This window comes from Pseudomonas orientalis (assembly GCF_002934065.1).
Classification (GTDB): Bacteria; Pseudomonadota; Gammaproteobacteria; order Pseudomonadales; family Pseudomonadaceae; genus Aquipseudomonas; species Aquipseudomonas orientalis_A.
Map to the genome: position 1 here is coordinate 760,799 of NZ_CP018049.1, position 17,068 is coordinate 777,866.

The 17,068-nt window shown below is 57.5% G+C and carries 10 protein-coding genes, 2 tRNA genes and 2 rRNA genes; 7 read left to right on the top strand and 7 right to left on the bottom strand.

Annotated features, from left to right (window positions below; translation table 11 throughout):
- Positions 1-3 precede the first annotated feature (3 nt).
- Complete coding sequence (locus BOP93_RS03275) at positions 4-957, bottom strand: adenosine deaminase (protein ID WP_043051475.1); 954 nt, start codon at positions 955-957, stop codon at positions 4-6.
- A gap of 193 nt (positions 958-1,150) precedes the next feature.
- On the opposite strand from BOP93_RS03275, the gene BOP93_RS03280 reads away from it, so the two are divergent.
- Entirely contained in the window at positions 1,151-2,242 is a 1,092-nt protein-coding gene (locus tag BOP93_RS03280; RefSeq protein WP_104501540.1) for a calcium:proton antiporter, read from the top strand.
- Between the two features lie 136 nt (positions 2,243-2,378).
- On the opposite strand, the gene BOP93_RS03285 is transcribed toward BOP93_RS03280, so the two are convergent.
- From BOP93_RS03285 to BOP93_RS03310, 6 genes are all read right to left on the bottom strand, one after another.
- On the bottom strand, positions 2,379-3,737 hold the full coding sequence (locus BOP93_RS03285) for an 8-oxoguanine deaminase (protein ID WP_104501541.1): 1,359 nt from the start codon (positions 3,735-3,737) through the stop codon (positions 2,379-2,381).
- A gap of 177 nt (positions 3,738-3,914) precedes the next feature.
- The gene (locus BOP93_RS03290; RefSeq protein WP_104501542.1) at positions 3,915-4,601 is read right to left on the bottom strand and encodes an SDR family oxidoreductase; all 687 of its coding nucleotides are present in this window, start codon (positions 4,599-4,601) and stop codon (positions 3,915-3,917) included.
- 57 nt (positions 4,602-4,658) lie between these two features.
- Complete coding sequence (locus BOP93_RS03295) at positions 4,659-5,240, bottom strand: IMPACT family protein (RefSeq protein WP_104501543.1); 582 nt, start codon at positions 5,238-5,240, stop codon at positions 4,659-4,661.
- Between the two features lie 12 nt (positions 5,241-5,252).
- Positions 5,253-5,912, bottom strand: a complete 660-nt coding sequence (locus BOP93_RS03300; RefSeq protein WP_065886509.1) for a TetR/AcrR family transcriptional regulator — start codon at positions 5,910-5,912, stop codon at positions 5,253-5,255.
- A gap of 87 nt (positions 5,913-5,999) precedes the next feature.
- Positions 6,000-7,394: a uracil-xanthine permease family protein gene (locus BOP93_RS03305; RefSeq protein WP_104501544.1), complete on the bottom strand. Its 1,395-nt coding sequence runs from the start codon at positions 7,392-7,394 to the stop codon at positions 6,000-6,002.
- Between the two features lie 87 nt (positions 7,395-7,481).
- On the bottom strand, positions 7,482-8,402 hold the full coding sequence (locus BOP93_RS03310) for a LysR family transcriptional regulator (RefSeq protein ID WP_104501545.1): 921 nt from the start codon (positions 8,400-8,402) through the stop codon (positions 7,482-7,484).
- A gap of 127 nt (positions 8,403-8,529) precedes the next feature.
- Between BOP93_RS03310 and BOP93_RS03315 the strand changes: the two genes are divergently transcribed.
- The 6 genes from BOP93_RS03315 (at position 8,530) to BOP93_RS03340 (ending at position 16,935) form a co-directional block, all read left to right on the top strand.
- On the top strand, positions 8,530-9,879 hold the full coding sequence (locus BOP93_RS03315) for an aspartate aminotransferase family protein (RefSeq protein ID WP_065935385.1): 1,350 nt from the start codon (positions 8,530-8,532) through the stop codon (positions 9,877-9,879).
- Between the two features lie 39 nt (positions 9,880-9,918).
- Positions 9,919-11,412 (top strand): CoA-acylating methylmalonate-semialdehyde dehydrogenase, encoded by a 1,494-nt coding sequence (locus tag BOP93_RS03320; RefSeq protein ID WP_104501546.1) that lies wholly within the window; start codon positions 9,919-9,921, stop codon positions 11,410-11,412.
- A gap of 570 nt (positions 11,413-11,982) precedes the next feature.
- Positions 11,983-13,519, top strand: a 16S ribosomal RNA gene (locus BOP93_RS03325).
- 124 nt (positions 13,520-13,643) lie between these two features.
- Positions 13,644-13,720, top strand: a tRNA-Ile gene (locus BOP93_RS03330).
- 10 nt (positions 13,721-13,730) lie between these two features.
- Positions 13,731-13,806, top strand: a tRNA-Ala gene (locus BOP93_RS03335).
- 237 nt (positions 13,807-14,043) lie between these two features.
- Positions 14,044-16,935, top strand: a 23S ribosomal RNA gene (locus tag BOP93_RS03340).
- The 16S and 23S rRNA genes sit together here with 2 tRNA genes alongside, the layout of an rRNA operon.
- Positions 16,936-17,068: the final 133 nt, after the last annotated feature.

The following is a 17,068-nucleotide window of genomic DNA, read 5'->3' on the forward strand; positions in this document are numbered from 1 at the left end:
CGGTCAAGGCTTGACCAGTCGCGCATCCAGGCTGTTTTGCGCCAGGCGTTTGGCCTGGTCCTGGGTCATGCCCAGGGAGGTGTACAGCGCGTGGAAGTTCTCGGTGACATAACCGCCGAAGTAGGCCGGGTCGTCCGAGTTCACCGTGACCTTCACCCCACGCTCAAGCATGTCGAGGATGTTGTGCTGGGCCATGTCGTCGAACACGCACAGCTTGGTGTTGGACAGCGGGCACACGGTCAGCGGGATCTGCTCGTCGATGATGCGTTGCATCAGGCGCTCGTCTTCGATGGCGCGCACGCCATGGTCGATGCGCTGGATTTTCAGCAGGTCTATCGCTTCCCAGATGTACTCGGGCGGGCCTTCTTCGCCGGCATGGGCGACGGTGAGGAAGCCTTCGTGACGGGCACGGTCGAACACACGCTGGAACTTGCTCGGCGGGTGACCCATCTCGGAACTGTCCAGGCCCACGGCGACGAACGCGTCACGGAACGGCAGCGCCTGGTCGAGGGTTTTCTCGGCTTCGGCTTCACTCAGGTGGCGCAGGAAACTGAGAATCAGGCCGCTGGTAATCCCCAGTTGCTGCTCGCCGTCTTTTAGCGCGGCAGCGATGCCGTTGAGCACCACTTCGAAGGGCACGCCTCGGTCGGTGTGGGTTTGCGGGTCGAAGAAGGGTTCAGTGTGAATCACGTTCTGGGCCTTGCAGCGCAGCAGGTAGGCCCAGGTCAGGTCGTAGAAATCCTGGGACGTGCGCAGCACATCGGCACCCTTGTAATACAGGTCGAGAAACTCTTGCAGATTATTGAAGGCGTAGGCCTTGCGCAGGGTTTCGACGTCGTTCCACGGCAGCGCAATCTTGTTGCGTTCGGCCAGGGCGAACAGCAACTCAGGCTCCAGCGAGCCCTCCAGGTGCAGGTGCAGTTCAGCCTTGGGCAGGGCGTTGAGCCAATCGTACATAACTAAAATCTCATCAGGTGCAATGGCGGCATTCTACAGGCCATGGCTGAAATAATCGGCAAAACCTGACCAGCAGGAGAGTATTTGATTTATTTGCACAAGGTCGACGTGAACTAAGGTGTAACGAAACGTTAGCGGCGTGTCGCAGTCTGTACCCCAACGATGACTGATTTGCTGTACTTAAAGGCCCCCCATGCTCACTTCCCTCAAGCAAGAAAAATTCATGTTGGTGGCGCTGATTGCCGCCATTGCCGCTTACCCGTTGGAACACTGGATGCTCCACAGCGGGCAGATAGTGGCGTTGCTCGCCGGCCTCGCCTTGATTGCGTTTATCGTGATGGCGTCGATGCGTGTGGCCCACCATGCCGAACAACTGGCGGAAAAGGTCGGCGACCCTTACGGCACCATGATCCTGACCCTGGCCGCTGTGCTGGTGGAAGTGGTGATCCTGGCGATCATGATGAGCAACGAGCCTTCACCCACGCTGGTGCGCGACACTATCTATTCAGCGGTGATGCTCGATATCAACGGCATCCTCGGCCTGGCCGCGTTGATGGGCGGTATCAAGCACGGCGAGCAGTCCTACAACGATGACTCAGCGCGCACCTACAGCGTGATGATTCTCACCGCCATGGGCGTGTCGATGGTCGTGCCGGAGTTTATCCCCGAGGCCGACTGGAAAATTTACTCGGCCTTCACCATCGGCGCGATGGTGGTGCTCTACACCTTGTTCCTGAGAATGCAGGTAGGCCCGCACAGTTATTTCTTCAGCTACAGCTATCCGGAAAAACGCCGCAAAAAATCAACCGAAGAAGAGCACGCGCAGCCCGTGAACCTTGCGTTCTCGATCGGCACCCTGGTGTTTGGTGTCATAGTGATTGGCGCGTTGGCCGAGGTGATGTCCAAGACCCTCGACCTGGGCCTGGAAGGCACGGGCGCCCCGCCGGTCATCACTGCGATCGTCGTGGCGGCTATTTCCGCCGCGCCGGAAATTCTTACGGCATTGCGCGCCGCCTTGGCCAATCGCATGCAGTCGGTGGTGAACATTGCGCTGGGTGCGTCGCTGTCGACGGTGATCCTGACGGTGCCGGTGATGGAAGCCATGGCGCTCTACACCGGCCAGCCGTTCCAGATGGCGATGACGCCGGTGCAGACAGTGATGGTGTTTATCACGCTGATCGTCAGTGCGATCAACCTCAATGATGGCGAAACCAATGCCATCGAGGGCATGACGCATTTCGTGCTGTTTGCGACCTTTATCATGCTGTCGCTGCTGGGGTTGTAACCTGATTTCAAGCACACCATAAAGCCAAATGTGGGAGGGGGCTTGCCCCCGATAGCAGTGGTTCATCCAACTTATATAGGACTGACACACCGCCATCGGGGGCAAGCCCCCTCCCACATTTTGGACTGTGCTTGGTTTAGATTCCGGCGATCAACTGACGGGCCGCCCGGGTGTGATCGGCGATCAGGGCTTTCAGGTCCAGGCCTTCCACTTGTCCGTCGATTACCCGCCATTGACCCGCGATCATCACTCGGTCCGCCCGATCAGCACCGCAAAGCAGCAGCGCTGAAATCGGATCGTGGCTGCCGGAGAAGCGCAACTCATCGAGTTTGAACAGCGCCAGGTCAGCCTGTTTGCCTACCGCCAACTCTCCAATATCCGTACGCCCCAACAACTGCGCCGAGCCTTTGGTCGCCCAACCGAGGACGCCTTCGGGCGTTATTTTTTCTGCGCCGTAACGCAGGCGCTGGATGTACAGAGCCTGGCGCGCTTCCAGAATCATGTTCGAAGCGTCGTTGGAGGCGGAACCGTCCACGCCCAGGCCGAGGGGAGCACCGGCCGCGAGCAGGTCGAGGGTCGGGCAGATACCGGAGGCCAGGCGCATGTTCGAACTCGGGCAATGGCAGATGCCCGTGCCGGCAGCGCCCAGGCGTGCGATTTCCTCCGGGTTGAAGTGAATGCCGTGGGCCAGCCAGGTGCGTGGGCCGAGCCAGCCGACGCTGTCGAGGTAGTCCACGGTGCGCAGGCCGAAACGCTGCAGGCAGAAGTCTTCCTCGTCGAGGGTTTCCGCCAGGTGCGTGTGCAGGCGCACGTCGAGCGAGGTGGCCAGTTCGGCACTGGCGCGCATGATTTCGGGGGTAACGGAAAACGGCGAGCAGGGCGCCAGGGCAATCTGGATCTGCGCGCCGTCGCCGCGCTCGTGGTATTCGCGGATCAGGCGTTGGCTGTCGTCGAGGATCACCTGGCCCTGTTGCACGGTTTGCTGCGGCGGCAGGCCGCCATCGGCTTCGCCCAGGCTCATGGAACCGCGGGTAAGCATCGCGCGCATGCCCAGCTCGCGCACGCTGTCGACCTGCACATCAATGGCGTTTTCCAGGCCGTCGGGGAACAGGTAGTGGTGGTCTGCCGCCGTGGTGCAACCGGAGAGCAACAATTCGGCGAGTGCCACTTTCGATGCCAGCGCCAGTTTTTCCGGGGTCAGTCGGGCCCAGACCGGATACAGGGTTTTCAACCAGGGAAACAGCGGCTGGTTGACCACCGGCGCCCAGGCGCGGGTCAGGGTCTGGTAGAAATGGTGGTGCGTGTTGATCAGCCCGGGCAGGACGACATGCTCGCGGGCATCGAACACGTGCGCACAGGGTTGTGCAGGTGCTTGCCCTTGGGCCAGCACTTCGGTGATGACGCCGTCTTGCAGCACCAGGCCGCCACGGGCATCGAGGTCATTGGCGGTGAAGATCGCGAGCGGATTTTTTAACCAGATACGGGTCGCAGGCATTGGCCGGCTCCTCTGAATGATGGGTTCAGGTTTGCCAGCTCAGTGTTGCCCTGTCTGCTGATCCAGGGTCGCCAGTGAAGGCGAGGTGGGTAGATTACGTGTCGGTCCATGTGCAGGCAAGCGGACGCGGTCAGTGTGGGAGGGGGCAAGCCCCCTCCCACAGGGTAATCGGTGTATCTACCAGGCGATGGTGTCGCCCTTGTAGTCCACAAAATGATGGCCGCCCTTGCCGGTGTAGGCATTTACCTGGTCCACCAGGCCACGCACGCTGGTCTCGACGTCGATGTGCGCATTTTCGCCACCCATGTCGGTTTTCACCCAGCCCGGGTGCAGCGATAACACCGTCGGCTTGTGCTCGCCCAGTTGGGTGATAAAGCTGTTGGTCATGGAGTTGAGCGCCGCCTTGCTGGCCTTGTACAGCGCCATGTCCGAATCGTCGGGAATGGTGACGCTGCCCAGCACCGAACTCATGAAGGCCAGCACGCCGGTGTCCTTGCGGATCTGCCCGACAAAACGCTGGGCCAGGTTGATCGGGGCCACGGCGTTGGTGAAAAACAGTTGGCCTACTTCCGCCAGGGTGGCGTGACCAGGCTCCTGGTTCGCGGGGCCCTTGACGCCGGCATTGACGAACAGCAGGTCGAAGGTACGGTCTTTCAGGCGTTGGGCCAGGGCGATCACGGCTTGCTGATCGTCCATGTCGAGTTTTTCGATCTGCACCGGGCCCACGGCTTTCAGGGCGTCGGCCTTGTTCGGGTCACGCACGGTGGCGGTCACGTCCCAGCCGTCCTGGAGCAGTTGCTTGACCAGGCCGAGGCCCAGCCCGCGCGAGGCGCCGATGATCAGTGCGGTTTTTGGCGTAGACATGAAAAGCTTCCTTTAGAGTCGCGGCTCAGGGAGTTCCAGTGAGCAACAGTAGCAGTTTCAGCGTTGCAGCAGGATACGTCCCCGGCTCAGGTCGGCGAGCTGGGTTTGCAAGGTGTCGATATGGGCTTCGCCCAGGGCCAGTTGCAGCTCCACGCCGTTGGCGGTGAAGGTTTCTTCCACGACGAGCCCGTCCAGTTCGGCAACGCGCAGCTTCAGCAGGTTCAATTCGGAGAAACCGCAGGCGCACCTCAGCGGTACACGACTGATCAGCTCGATGCGCTCGGCATTCTGCAGGCATTTATTTGCGCCGCCGCCGTAGGCACGGGCCAGACCACCGGTGCCCAGTTGAATCCCGCCGTACCAGCGAATCACCAGCACCACGACCTGATCAAACCCCTGCGCCTCGATGGCCGCCAGGATCGGCCGCCCGGCGGTGCCGCCGGGTTCGCCGTCGTCGTTGCTGCGGTATTGGTCGGCCAGTTTCCAGGCCCAGCAGTTGTGCGTCGCGTTGAGGTCGCTGTGCTGCTCGATAAATGCCTGGGCGTCGTGCGCGCTGGTAATCGGCGCCGCCAGTGTGATAAAGCGGCTTTTGCGTATTTCTTCACGAAATTCGCAAAAGCCTGTGAGCGTGAATGGCATAAGTCGCTTCGTTCAGGGGGCCGGCTTGATGCCGCAGCCTTTGAGAATAATGTGGATCAGATTGGTGCCGGCGTCCTCCATGTCCTGCTTGGTCAGCTTGGTGCGACCGGTGACGCGGCAGATCTGGGTGGCGAAGTCGGCATAGTGCTGGGTGCTGCCCCACAGCAGGAAGATCAGGTGCACCGGGTCGATGGGGTCCATCTTGCCGGCATCGATCCAGGCCTGAAACACGGCTGCACGGCCGCTGAACCAGGCGCGGTAGTCCTGGCTGAAATATTCAGTGAGGCATTCGCCGCCGCTGATGATCTCCATGGCGAAGATCCGCGAGGCCTGTGGCTGGCGTCGCGAGAACTCCATCTTGGTACGGATGTACCGGGAGAGGGCCACGGCCGGGTCGTCCTCGGCGGTCAGCGCGTTGAACGTGCTGTCCCACAATTCGAGAATATTGCTGAGCACCGCAATGTACAGGCCCAGTTTGTTGGTGAAGTAATAGTGCAAGTTGGCTTTGGGCAGCCCGGCACTCGCCGCGATGGTGTTCATGCTGGTGCCCTTGTAGCCATGGCGCGCGAATTCATCCTCAGCCGCCTGGAGAATCGCTTGTTCGTTCTTTTGCCGAATGCGGCTGGCGGGTTTACCGGCGTGGTTGCTGTGGGCAGGAACTTCGAGGCTCATGGAGGTTTCCGTGCTGATCGATGGGGGCGACGTGTGCACAGATAACCCACCCTCAAGCCTCAGACAAGTGTTGATGCAATAAAACCGTCAAAGCGATTCCAGGGAGTCGCTTTCGGGCGTGGGGTTTGTAACGGCGTGGACGGTTTTGGCCTCGGGTAACAGCAGGCACAGCACAATGGCGGTCAGCCCGCCGCTGGTGATGGCGGAGTCGAACAGGTTCTGCACCAGGGTTGGCATCAGGTGCAGCAGGTTGGGCTGGGCGGCGATGCCCAGGCCGACACCGAAGGAGGTGGCGATGATCAGCATGCTGCGTCGATCCAGCGGCGCCTGGGCCAGGATGCGCACACCGGCTGCGGCGACGCTGCCGAACATGACCAGGGTCGCACCGCCCAGCACCGGTTTGGGGATTTGCTGCAACACCGCGCCGATCATGGGAAACAACCCAAGGCATACCAGCACCACGCCAATGTACAAGCCGACATAACGGCTGGCCACGCCGGTGAGTTGGATCACCCCGTTGTTTTGCGCGAAGGTGGTATTGGGGAAGGCGCTGAACGTGGCGGCGATCATGCAACTGACGCCATCTCCGAGCACGCCGCCTTTGAGTCGGCTTATATAAGAGGCACCGCTGATGGGTTGGCGGGCGATCATGCAGTTGGCGGTGAGGTCTCCGACGGTTTCGATGCTGCTGATCAGATAAATCAGCGCGATGGGCAGGAAGGCGCTCCAATCGAAGTTGAAACCAAAGCGAAACGGCACGGGCAGGCTGATCAGAGGCACGTCGGGTAATGCCTGGGGCACCAGCTTGCCACTGAACCACGCGGCCAGGCTGCCGAGCGCCAGGCCGATGATGATGGCCGAGAGGCGTACCCAGGGCGTATTCGAGCGGTTGAGCAGGATGATCGTCAGCACCACGAACAGGCCCAGGGCCAGGTTGATGGGGGCGCCGAAGTCGGGGGCGTTGAACCCGCCGCCCAGATCGGTGATGCCGACTTTTATCAGGCTGATGCCGATCAGCGTAATCACGATCCCGGTCACCAGGGGCGTGATGACCCGGCGCAGTTGGCCGATAAACCGGCTCAACACGATCTGCACCAGGGCGCCGAAAAAGCACACGCCGAAAATCATCGCCAGGATGTCCTCAGGGCTGCCGCCGCGTTGCTTGACCAGGAAGCCGGCGGAGAGCACCGCGCCCAGGAACGCAAAGCTGGTGCCTTGCAGGCAAATCATCCCGGCGCCGATACCGAACGGCCTGCGCGCCTGGATGAAGGTGCCGACGCCGGAGACCATCAGTGCCATGCTGATCAAGTAGGGCAGGTGCGCGGTGAGGCCCAGGGTGGAACCGATGATCAAGGGCGGCGTGATGATCCCGACGAACGCGGCCAGCACATGTTGCAGGGCGGCCAGCAGAGCGGGCAGTGGTTTGGGGCGATCATCGAGGCCGTAGATCAAGTCGTTGGGGCTGGAGGATTCTGGTGGCATGGCGGGTCAACTCGGGGCGGACGGTTCAAGGTCCTTGTGCCTTGCAAAAAACTGTCCACCTGCTCAGCTTTTTGTGAGGGGCCCGTGTTAGCGCGTTGCTGCCAGGCTTTCCAGAAAACTTTCCAGCACCAAATGGGGGCGACGGCCCTTGCGCGTGACCGATGCCAGGCTCAAATCGTAAAACCGTGTAGCCGCTTTCAGCGCGCGCAGTCGGCCTTGTTGTACCCAAAGACTGGCGTAATGGTCGGGCAGGTAGCCGATATAGCGCCCGGTGAGGATCAGGAACGCCATGCCCTCACGGTCCGAGGCGCTGGCGGTGCACGTGAGCGCCTGGTAATGGGCCTGGATCTCGGCGGGCAAGCGGAAGGTGGGGGCGATGGCGTCCTGGCTGTCGAGGCGCGCGTCGTCCAGTTGCTTGTCGTCGGCATAAAACAGTGGATGCCCGACCGCGCAATAAAGCAGCGAGCGCTCGCTGTACAGCGGTTGGTACTCCAAGCCCGACAATGCGCTGGCCTGGGGCACCACGCCGACATGCAGACGGCCGTCGAGGACACCTTGCTCGACTTCACTGGGGGCGATCATGCGGATTTGAATCTGCACGTCCGGGCCACGTTCCTTCAATTGCGCCAGGGCGTGGGTGATGCGCATATGGGGCAGGGTGACGAGGTTATCGGTCAGGCCGATGATCAGCTCTCCGCGCAAGTGCTGGTGCAGACCATTGACTTCGGTGCGAAAACTTTCCAGCGCACTCAACAGTTGCAACGCCGACTGATAGACCTCGCGGCCTTCTTCCGTCAGCGAGAACCCCGCGCGGCCGCGTTGACAGAGCCTCAGCCCGAGGCGTTGTTCCAGGTCGCTCATTTGCTGGCTGATGGCCGAACGACCAATCCCCAGTACGGTTTCCGCAGCGGAAAAGCCACCACACTCCACCACGCTGCGAAAGATGCGCAGCAGGCGGATATCAAAGTCGCTGACCTGGGCCAGGGGGTCGGGGCGACGGCTGCTCATAGTTTAGTGAAGTCCTGACTGAAGGTTAGAAAAGTTGGATTTCACCGACTTTATCGCCGTGGCAATTTAGCTGCAACTACGCTTTTTTCAATCCCGACGCTGCCGTTTGCCTTGCGAGGTTTTGCTGATGAACATGCCGGAAAACGCCCCATCATCCCTGGCCAGCCAACTCAAGCTGGATGCTCATTGGATGCCTTATACCGCCAACCGTAACTTTCAGCGCGATCCGCGCCTGATCGTGGCCGCCGAAGGCAGCTGGTTGACGGATGACAAGGGGCGCAAGGTCTACGACTCGCTGTCGGGCCTTTGGACCTGCGGCGCCGGGCATACGCGCAAGGAAATCCAGGAAGCGGTGGCCCGGCAGTTGGGCACCCTGGACTACTCTCCGGGCTTCCAATACGGTCATCCGTTGTCCTTTCAACTGGCGGAAAAGATTACCGACCTGACCCCTGGCAACCTCAACCATGTGTTCTTCACCGACTCCGGCTCCGAGTGCGCCGATACCGCCGTGAAGATGGTGCGCGCCTACTGGCGCCTGAAGGGCCAGGCCACCAAGACCAAGATGATCGGCCGCGCCCGGGGCTATCACGGTGTGAATATTGCCGGTACCAGCCTTGGCGGTGTCAACGGTAACCGTAAGCTGTTTGGTCAGTCGATGATGGACGTCGACCACCTGCCGCATACGTTGCTGGCGAGCAATGCCTTCTCCCGTGGCATGCCGGAGCAAGGCGGTATCGCGTTGGCCGATGAGTTGCTCAAGCTGATCGAACTGCATGACGCATCGAACATCGCTGCGGTGTTTGTCGAGCCGATGGCCGGTTCCGCAGGCGTGTTGGTGCCGCCACAGGGTTATCTCAAGCGTCTGCGCGAGATCTGCGATCAGCACAACATCCTGTTGGTATTCGACGAAGTGATCACCGGTTTCGGGCGCACCGGTTCGATGTTCGGCGCCGACAGCTTTGGCGTGACCCCGGACTTGATGTGCATTGCCAAGCAAGTCACCAATGGCGCGATTCCGATGGGCGCGGTGATTGCCAGCAGCGAGATATATCACACCTTCATGAACCAAGCGACGCCGGAGTATGCGGTGGAGTTTCCCCACGGCTACACCTACTCGGCGCACCCGGTGGCCTGCGCGGCCGGCCTCGCGGCACTGGACCTGCTGCAAAAGGAAAACCTCGTTCAGAGCGTAGCCGATGTCGCACCGCACTTTGAGAATGCGCTGCATGGCATGAAGGGCAGCAAGAACGTGATTGATATTCGTAATTACGGCCTGGCCGGAGCCATCCAGATTGCGCCGCGTGACGGGGATGCCATCGTGCGTCCGTTCGAGGCCGGCATGGCGCTGTGGAAAGCCGGTTTCTACGTGCGTTTTGGCGGTGACACCCTGCAGTTCGGGCCAACCTTCAACAGCAAGCCGCAGGACCTGGATCGCCTGTTCGATGCGGTCGGTGAAGTGTTGAACAAGATCGACTGATTTCTCCTTCTATATAGAACAACTTTTCAGGAGCCCTGCATGAGCCTTATCCAGCATTTGATCAACGGTGAATTGGTCAATGACAGCGGTCGTAGCGCCGATGTGTACAACCCGTCCACCGGGCAGGTCATTCACCAGGTGCCATTGGCCAGTCGCGATACCATTCAACAGGCGATCGACTCGGCCAAGGCGGCGTTCCCGGCCTGGCGTAACACGCCTGCGGCCAAACGGGCGCAGGTGATGTTTCGTTTCAAGCAGTTGCTGGAGCAGAACGAAGCGCGTATCTCGCAATTGATCAGCGAAGAACACGGCAAGACATTGGAGGATGCGGCCGGTGAGTTGAAGCGCGGGATCGAGAACGTCGAGTACGCATGCTCGGCGCCGGAGATTCTCAAGGGGGAGTACAGCCGCAACGTGGGCCCGAACATTGATGCCTGGTCGGATTTCCAGCCGCTGGGCGTAGTGGCAGGTATTACGCCGTTCAACTTCCCGGCAATGGTGCCGTTGTGGATGTATCCGCTGGCGATTGTGTGCGGTAACTGTTTCATCCTCAAACCGTCGGAGCGTGACCCCAGTTCGACGTTGCTGATCGCACAATTGTTGCAGGAAGCGGGCCTGCCTAAAGGCGTGCTGAGCGTGGTGCATGGTGACAAGGGCGCGGTGGATGCATTGATCGAGGCGCCTGAAGTAAAAGCGCTGAGCTTTGTAGGATCGACGCCGATTGCCGAGTACATCTATTCCGAAGCCACCAGGCGCGGCAAGCGTGTGCAGGCACTGGGTGGCGCGAAGAACCACGCGGTTCTGATGCCGGATGCGGACCTGGATAACGCCGTCAGCGCTTTGATGGGTGCGGCATACGGTTCCTGCGGTGAACGTTGCATGGCGATCTCGGTGGCGGTGTGTGTGGGTGACCAGGTGGCGGATGCGTTGATTGCCAAGCTGGTGCCGCAGGTCAAGACGCTGAAGATCGGTGCCGGCACGACCTGTGGCCTGGACATGGGGCCGCTGGTGACGGGGCAGGCGCGGGATAAGGTCAGTGGCTATATAGAAGACGGTGTGTCGGCGGGTGCAGAGCTGGTCGTTGACGGTCGTGGCTTGAGCGTCGCCGGGCATGAAGAGGGCTTCTTCCTCGGTGGCAGCCTGTTCGATCACGTGACTCCCGAGATGCGTATCTATAAAGAAGAGATCTTCGGGCCGGTGTTGTGCGTGGTGCGTGTGGCCAGCCTGGAAGCGGCGATGCAGTTGATCAACGACCATGAGTACGGCAACGGTACTTGTATCTTCACCCGTGACGGTGAGGCGGCGCGTCTGTTTTGTGACGAGATCGAAGTGGGCATGGTGGGGGTTAACGTTCCACTGCCGGTGCCGGTGGCTTATCACAGTTTTGGTGGCTGGAAGCGCTCGCTGTTTGGCGACTTGCATGCTTATGGACCGGATGGGGTGCGTTTCTATACCCGTCGCAAGGCGATCACCCAGCGTTGGCCGCAGCGGGCCAGCCATGAAGCCTCGCAGTTTGCTTTCCCAAGTTTGTAAGGCGGGGTAAGTGGAAGGCCGGCCCCCAGGGGCCGGCCTTCGCGTTTCCGAGCATTTTTGACTTATATGACAGAAATGTGAAAAAGAAGGTTGACGGCAGATTCTGTGCGCCTATAATTCGCCCCACTTCCGGCGCAGTCGAAACGGAAAACTCCTTGGTAAACAATGAGTTAAGTAGTTTTCGACAGCAGGCCGCTTCAGTTCATCGAAGCCAAAAGGAAGTTGAAAAAGAGGTGTTGACAGCAGCGTGTAACGCTGTAGAATTCGCCTCCCGCTTACGAGAGATCGCAAGCGCAAGTGGTTGAAGTTGTTGAAGAAATCTTCGAAAACTTCTGAAAATAACCACTTGACAGCAAATGAGGCTGCTGTAGAATGCGCGCCTCGGTTGAGACGAAACATCTTAACCAACCGCTCTTTAACAACTGAATCAAGCAATTCGTGTGGGTGCTTGTGGGGTCAGACTGATAGTCAACAAGATTATCAGCATCACAAGTTACTCCGCGAGAAATCAAAGAATAACCAACGATTGCTGAGCCAAGTTTAGGGTTTCTTAAAAACCCAAAGATGTTTGAACTGAAGAGTTTGATCATGGCTCAGATTGAACGCTGGCGGCAGGCCTAACACATGCAAGTCGAGCGGTAGAGAGAAGCTTGCTTCTCTTGAGAGCGGCGGACGGGTGAGTAAAGCCTAGGAATCTGCCTGGTAGTGGGGGATAACGTTCGGAAACGGACGCTAATACCGCATACGTCCTACGGGAGAAAGCAGGGGACCTTCGGGCCTTGCGCTATCAGATGAGCCTAGGTCGGATTAGCTAGTTGGTGAGGTAATGGCTCACCAAGGCGACGATCCGTAACTGGTCTGAGAGGATGATCAGTCACACTGGAACTGAGACACGGTCCAGACTCCTACGGGAGGCAGCAGTGGGGAATATTGGACAATGGGCGAAAGCCTGATCCAGCCATGCCGCGTGTGTGAAGAAGGTCTTCGGATTGTAAAGCACTTTAAGTTGGGAGGAAGGGCAGTTACTTAATACGTGATTGTTTTGACGTTACCGACAGAATAAGCACCGGCTAACTCTGTGCCAGCAGCCGCGGTAATACAGAGGGTGCAAGCGTTAATCGGAATTACTGGGCGTAAAGCGCGCGTAGGTGGTTTGTTAAGTTGGATGTGAAATCCCCGGGCTCAACCTGGGAACTGCATTCAAAACTGACTGACTAGAGTGTGGTAGAGGGTGGTGGAATTTCCTGTGTAGCGGTGAAATGCGTAGATATAGGAAGGAACACCAGTGGCGAAGGCGACCACCTGGACCAACACTGACACTGAGGTGCGAAAGCGTGGGGAGCAAACAGGATTAGATACCCTGGTAGTCCACGCCGTAAACGATGTCAACTAGCCGTTGGGAGCCTTGAGCTCTTAGTGGCGCAGCTAACGCATTAAGTTGACCGCCTGGGGAGTACGGCCGCAAGGTTAAAACTCAAATGAATTGACGGGGGCCCGCACAAGCGGTGGAGCATGTGGTTTAATTCGAAGCAACGCGAAGAACCTTACCAGGCCTTGACATCCAATGAACTTTCCAGAGATGGATGGGTGCCTTCGGGAACATTGAGACAGGTGCTGCATGGCTGTCGTCAGCTCGTGTCGTGAGATGTTGGGTTAAGTCCCGTAACGAGCGCAACCCTTGTCCTTAGTTACCAGCACGTAATGGTGGGCACTCTAAGGAGACTGCCGGTGACAAACCGGAGGAAGGTGGGGATGACGTCAAGTCATCATGGCCCTTACGGCCTGGGCTACACACGTGCTACAATGGTCGGTACAGAGGGTTGCCAAGCCGCGAGGTGGAGCTAATCCCACAAAACCGATCGTAGTCCGGATCGCAGTCTGCAACTCGACTGCGTGAAGTCGGAATCGCTAGTAATCGCGAATCAGAATGTCGCGGTGAATACGTTCCCGGGCCTTGTACACACCGCCCGTCACACCATGGGAGTGGGTTGCACCAGAAGTAGCTAGTCTAACCTTCGGGAGGACGGTTACCACGGTGTGATTCATGACTGGGGTGAAGTCGTAACAAGGTAGCCGTAGGGGAACCTGCGGCTGGATCACCTCCTTAATCGACGACATCAGCTGCTCCATAAGTTCCCACACGAATTGCTTGATTCATTGAAGAAGACGATAGAAGCAGCTTTAAGCTCCAAGCTGATAGCTCTTAGCTAATCAGTTACGCGCTCGAAATTGGGTCTGTAGCTCAGTTGGTTAGAGCGCACCCCTGATAAGGGTGAGGTCGGCAGTTCGAATCTGCCCAGACCCACCAATTTTGTTATGGGGCCATAGCTCAGCTGGGAGAGCGCCTGCCTTGCACGCAGGAGGTCAACGGTTCGATCCCGTTTGGCTCCACCATTAACTGCTTCTGCTGTTAGAGTTTAGAAATGAATATTCTGAAGTGAATATTGATTTCTAGTCTTTGATTAGATCGTTCTTTAAAAATTTGGGTATGTGATAGAAAGATAGACTGACCGTTACTTTCACTGGTAACGGATCAGGCTAAGGTAAAATTTGTGAGTTCTCTTAAACGAGAAATTCGAATTTTCGGCGAATGTTGTCTTCACAGTATAACCAGATTGCTTGGGGTTATATGGTCAAGTGAAGAAGCGCATACGGTGGATGCCTTGGCAGTCAGAGGCGATGAAGGACGTGGTAGCCTGCGAAAAGCTTCGGGGAGTCGGCAAACAGACTTTGATCCGGAGATGTCTGAATGGGGGAACCCAGCCATCATAAGATGGTTATCTTACGCTGAATACATAGGCGTAAGAGGCGAACCAGGGGAACTGAAACATCTAAGTACCCTGAGGAAAAGAAATCAACCGAGATTCCCTTAGTAGTGGCGAGCGAACGGGGACTAGCCCTTAAGTGGCTTTGAGATTAGCGGAACGCTCTGGAAAGTGCGGCCATAGTGGGTGATAGCCCTGTACGCGAAAATCTCTTAGTCATGAAATCGAGTAGGACGGAGCACGAGAAACTTTGTCTGAATATGGGGGGACCATCCTCCAAGGCTAAATACTACTGACTGACCGATAGTGAACTAGTACCGTGAGGGAAAGGCGAAAAGAACCCCGGAGAGGGGAGTGAAATAGATCCTGAAACCGTATGCGTACAAGCAGTGGGAGCCCACTTTGTTGGGTGACTGCGTACCTTTTGTATAATGGGTCAGCGACTTATTTTCAGTGGCGAGCTTAACCGAATAGGGGAGGCGTAGCGAAAGCGAGTCTTAATAGGGCGTCTAGTCGCTGGGAATAGACCCGAAACCGGGCGATCTATCCATGGGCAGGTTGAAGGTTGGGTAACACTAACTGGAGGACCGAACCGACTACCGTTGAAAAGTTAGCGGATGACCTGTGGATCGGAGTGAAAGGCTAATCAAGCTCGGAGATAGCTGGTTCTCCTCGAAAGCTATTTAGGTAGCGCCTCATGTATCACTGTAGGGGGTAGAGCACTGTTTCGGCTAGGGGGTCATCCCGACTTACCAAACCGATGCAAACTCCGAATACCTACAAGTGCCGAGCATGGGAGACACACGGCGGGTGCTAACGTCCGTCGTGAAAAGGGAAACAACCCAGACCGTCAGCTAAGGTCCCAAAGTTATGGTTAAGTGGGAAACGATGTGGGAAGGCTTAGACAGCTAGGAGGTTGGCTTAGAAGCAGCCACCCTTTAAAGAAAGCGTAATAGCTCACTAGTCGAGTCGGCCTGCGCGGAAGATGTAACGGGGCTCAAACCATACACCGAAGCTACGGGTATCACGTAAGTGATGCGGTAGAGGAGCGTTCTGTAAGCCTGTGAAGGTGAGTTGAGAAGCTTGCTGGAGGTATCAGAAGTGCGAATGCTGACATGAGTAACGACAATGGGTGTGAAAAACACCCACGCCGAAAGACCAAGGTTTCCTGCGCAACGTTAATCGACGCAGGGTTAGTCGGTCCCTAAGGCGAGGCTGAAAAGCGTAGTCGATGGAAAACAGGTTAATATTCCTGTACTTCTGGTTATTGCGATGGAGGGACGGAGAAGGCTAGGCCAGCTTGGCGTTGGTTGTCCAAGTTTAAGGTGGTAGGCTGGAATCTTAGGTAAATCCGGGATTCTAAGGCCGAGAGCTGATGACGAGTCATCTTTTAGATGACGAAGTGGTTGATGCCATGCTTCCAAGAAAAGCTTCTAAGCTTCAGGTAACCAGGAACCGTACCCCAAACCGACACAGGTGGTTGGGTAGAGAATACCAAGGCGCTTGAGAGAACTCGGGTGAAGGAACTAGGCAAAATGGCACCGTAACTTCGGGAGAAGGTGCGCCGGTGAGGGTGAAGGACTTGCTCCGTAAGCTCATGCCGGTCGAAGATACCAGGCCGCTGCGACTGTTTATTAAAAACACAGCACTCTGCAAACACGAAAGTGGACGTATAGGGTGTGACGCCTGCCCGGTGCCGGAAGGTTAATTGATGGGGTTAGCTAACGCGAAGCTCTTGATCGAAGCCCCGGTAAACGGCGGCCGTAACTATAACGGTCCTAAGGTAGCGAAATTCCTTGTCGGGTAAGTTCCGACCTGCACGAATGGCGTAACGATGGCGGCGCTGTCTCCACCCGAGACTCAGTGAAATTGAAATCGCTGTGAAGATGCAGTGTATCCGCGGCTAGACGGAAAGACCCCGTGAACCTTTACTATAGCTTTGCACTGGACTTTGAATTTGCTTGTGTAGGATAGGTGGGAGGCTTTGAAGCGTGGACGCCAGTCTGCGTGGAGCCAACCTTGAAATACCACCCTGGCAACTTTGAGGTTCTAACTCAGGTCCGTTATCCGGATCGAGGACAGTGTATGGTGGGTAGTTTGACTGGGGCGGTCTCCTCCTAAAGAGTAACGGAGGAGTACGAAGGTGCGCTCAGACCGGTCGGAAATCGGTCGTAGAGTATAAAGGCAAAAGCGCGCTTGACTGCGAGACAGACACGTCGAGCAGGTACGAAAGTAGGTCTTAGTGATCCGGTGGTTCTGTATGGAAGGGCCATCGCTCAACGGATAAAAGGTACTCCGGGGATAACAGGCTGATACCGCCCAAGAGTTCATATCGACGGCGGTGTTTGGCACCTCGATGTCGGCTCATCACATCCTGGGGCTGAAGCCGGTCCCAAGGGTATGGCTGTTCGCCATTTAAAGTGGTACGCGAGCTGGGTTTAGAACGTCGTGAGACAGTTCGGTCCCTATCTGCCGTGGACGTTTGAGATTTGAGAGGGGCTGCTCCTAGTACGAGAGGACCGGAGTGGACGAACCTCTGGTGTTCCGGTTGTCACGCCAGTGGCATTGCCGGGTAGCTATGTTCGGAATAGATAACCGCTGAAAGCATCTAAGCGGGAAACTAGCCTCAAGATGAGATCTCACTGGAACCTTGAGTTCCCTGAAGGGCCGTCGAAGACTACGACGTTGATAGGTTGGGTGTGTAAGCGCTGTGAGGCGTTGAGCTAACCAATACTAATTGCCCGTGAGGCTTGACCATATAACACCCAAGCAATTTGACTACTCTAACGAGCATCAGATTGCGGTGTGTGAAGACGAGATGAACCGAAAGTTCGACGCTCACAAAACACCGAAAACTATCACATACCCAATTTGCTGAAGCGAGGCCATCT

Coding starts and splice junctions, on each gene's coding strand:
- BOP93_RS03275 (WP_043051475.1), bottom strand. CDS start 957: ATGTACGATTGGCTCAACGCCCTGCCCAAGGCTGAACTGCACCTGCAC.
- BOP93_RS03280 (WP_104501540.1), top strand. CDS start 1,151: ATGCTCACTTCCCTCAAGCAAGAAAAATTCATGTTGGTGGCGCTGATT.
- BOP93_RS03285 (WP_104501541.1), bottom strand. CDS start 3,737: ATGCCTGCGACCCGTATCTGGTTAAAAAATCCGCTCGCGATCTTCACC.
- BOP93_RS03290 (WP_104501542.1), bottom strand. CDS start 4,601: ATGTCTACGCCAAAAACCGCACTGATCATCGGCGCCTCGCGCGGGCTG.
- BOP93_RS03295 (WP_104501543.1), bottom strand. CDS start 5,240: ATGCCATTCACGCTCACAGGCTTTTGCGAATTTCGTGAAGAAATACGC.
- BOP93_RS03300 (WP_065886509.1), bottom strand. CDS start 5,912: ATGAGCCTCGAAGTTCCTGCCCACAGCAACCACGCCGGTAAACCCGCC.
- BOP93_RS03305 (WP_104501544.1), bottom strand. CDS start 7,394: ATGCCACCAGAATCCTCCAGCCCCAACGACTTGATCTACGGCCTCGAT.
- BOP93_RS03310 (WP_104501545.1), bottom strand. CDS start 8,402: ATGAGCAGCCGTCGCCCCGACCCCCTGGCCCAGGTCAGCGACTTTGAT.
- BOP93_RS03315 (WP_065935385.1), top strand. CDS start 8,530: ATGAACATGCCGGAAAACGCCCCATCATCCCTGGCCAGCCAACTCAAG.
- BOP93_RS03320 (WP_104501546.1), top strand. CDS start 9,919: ATGAGCCTTATCCAGCATTTGATCAACGGTGAATTGGTCAATGACAGC.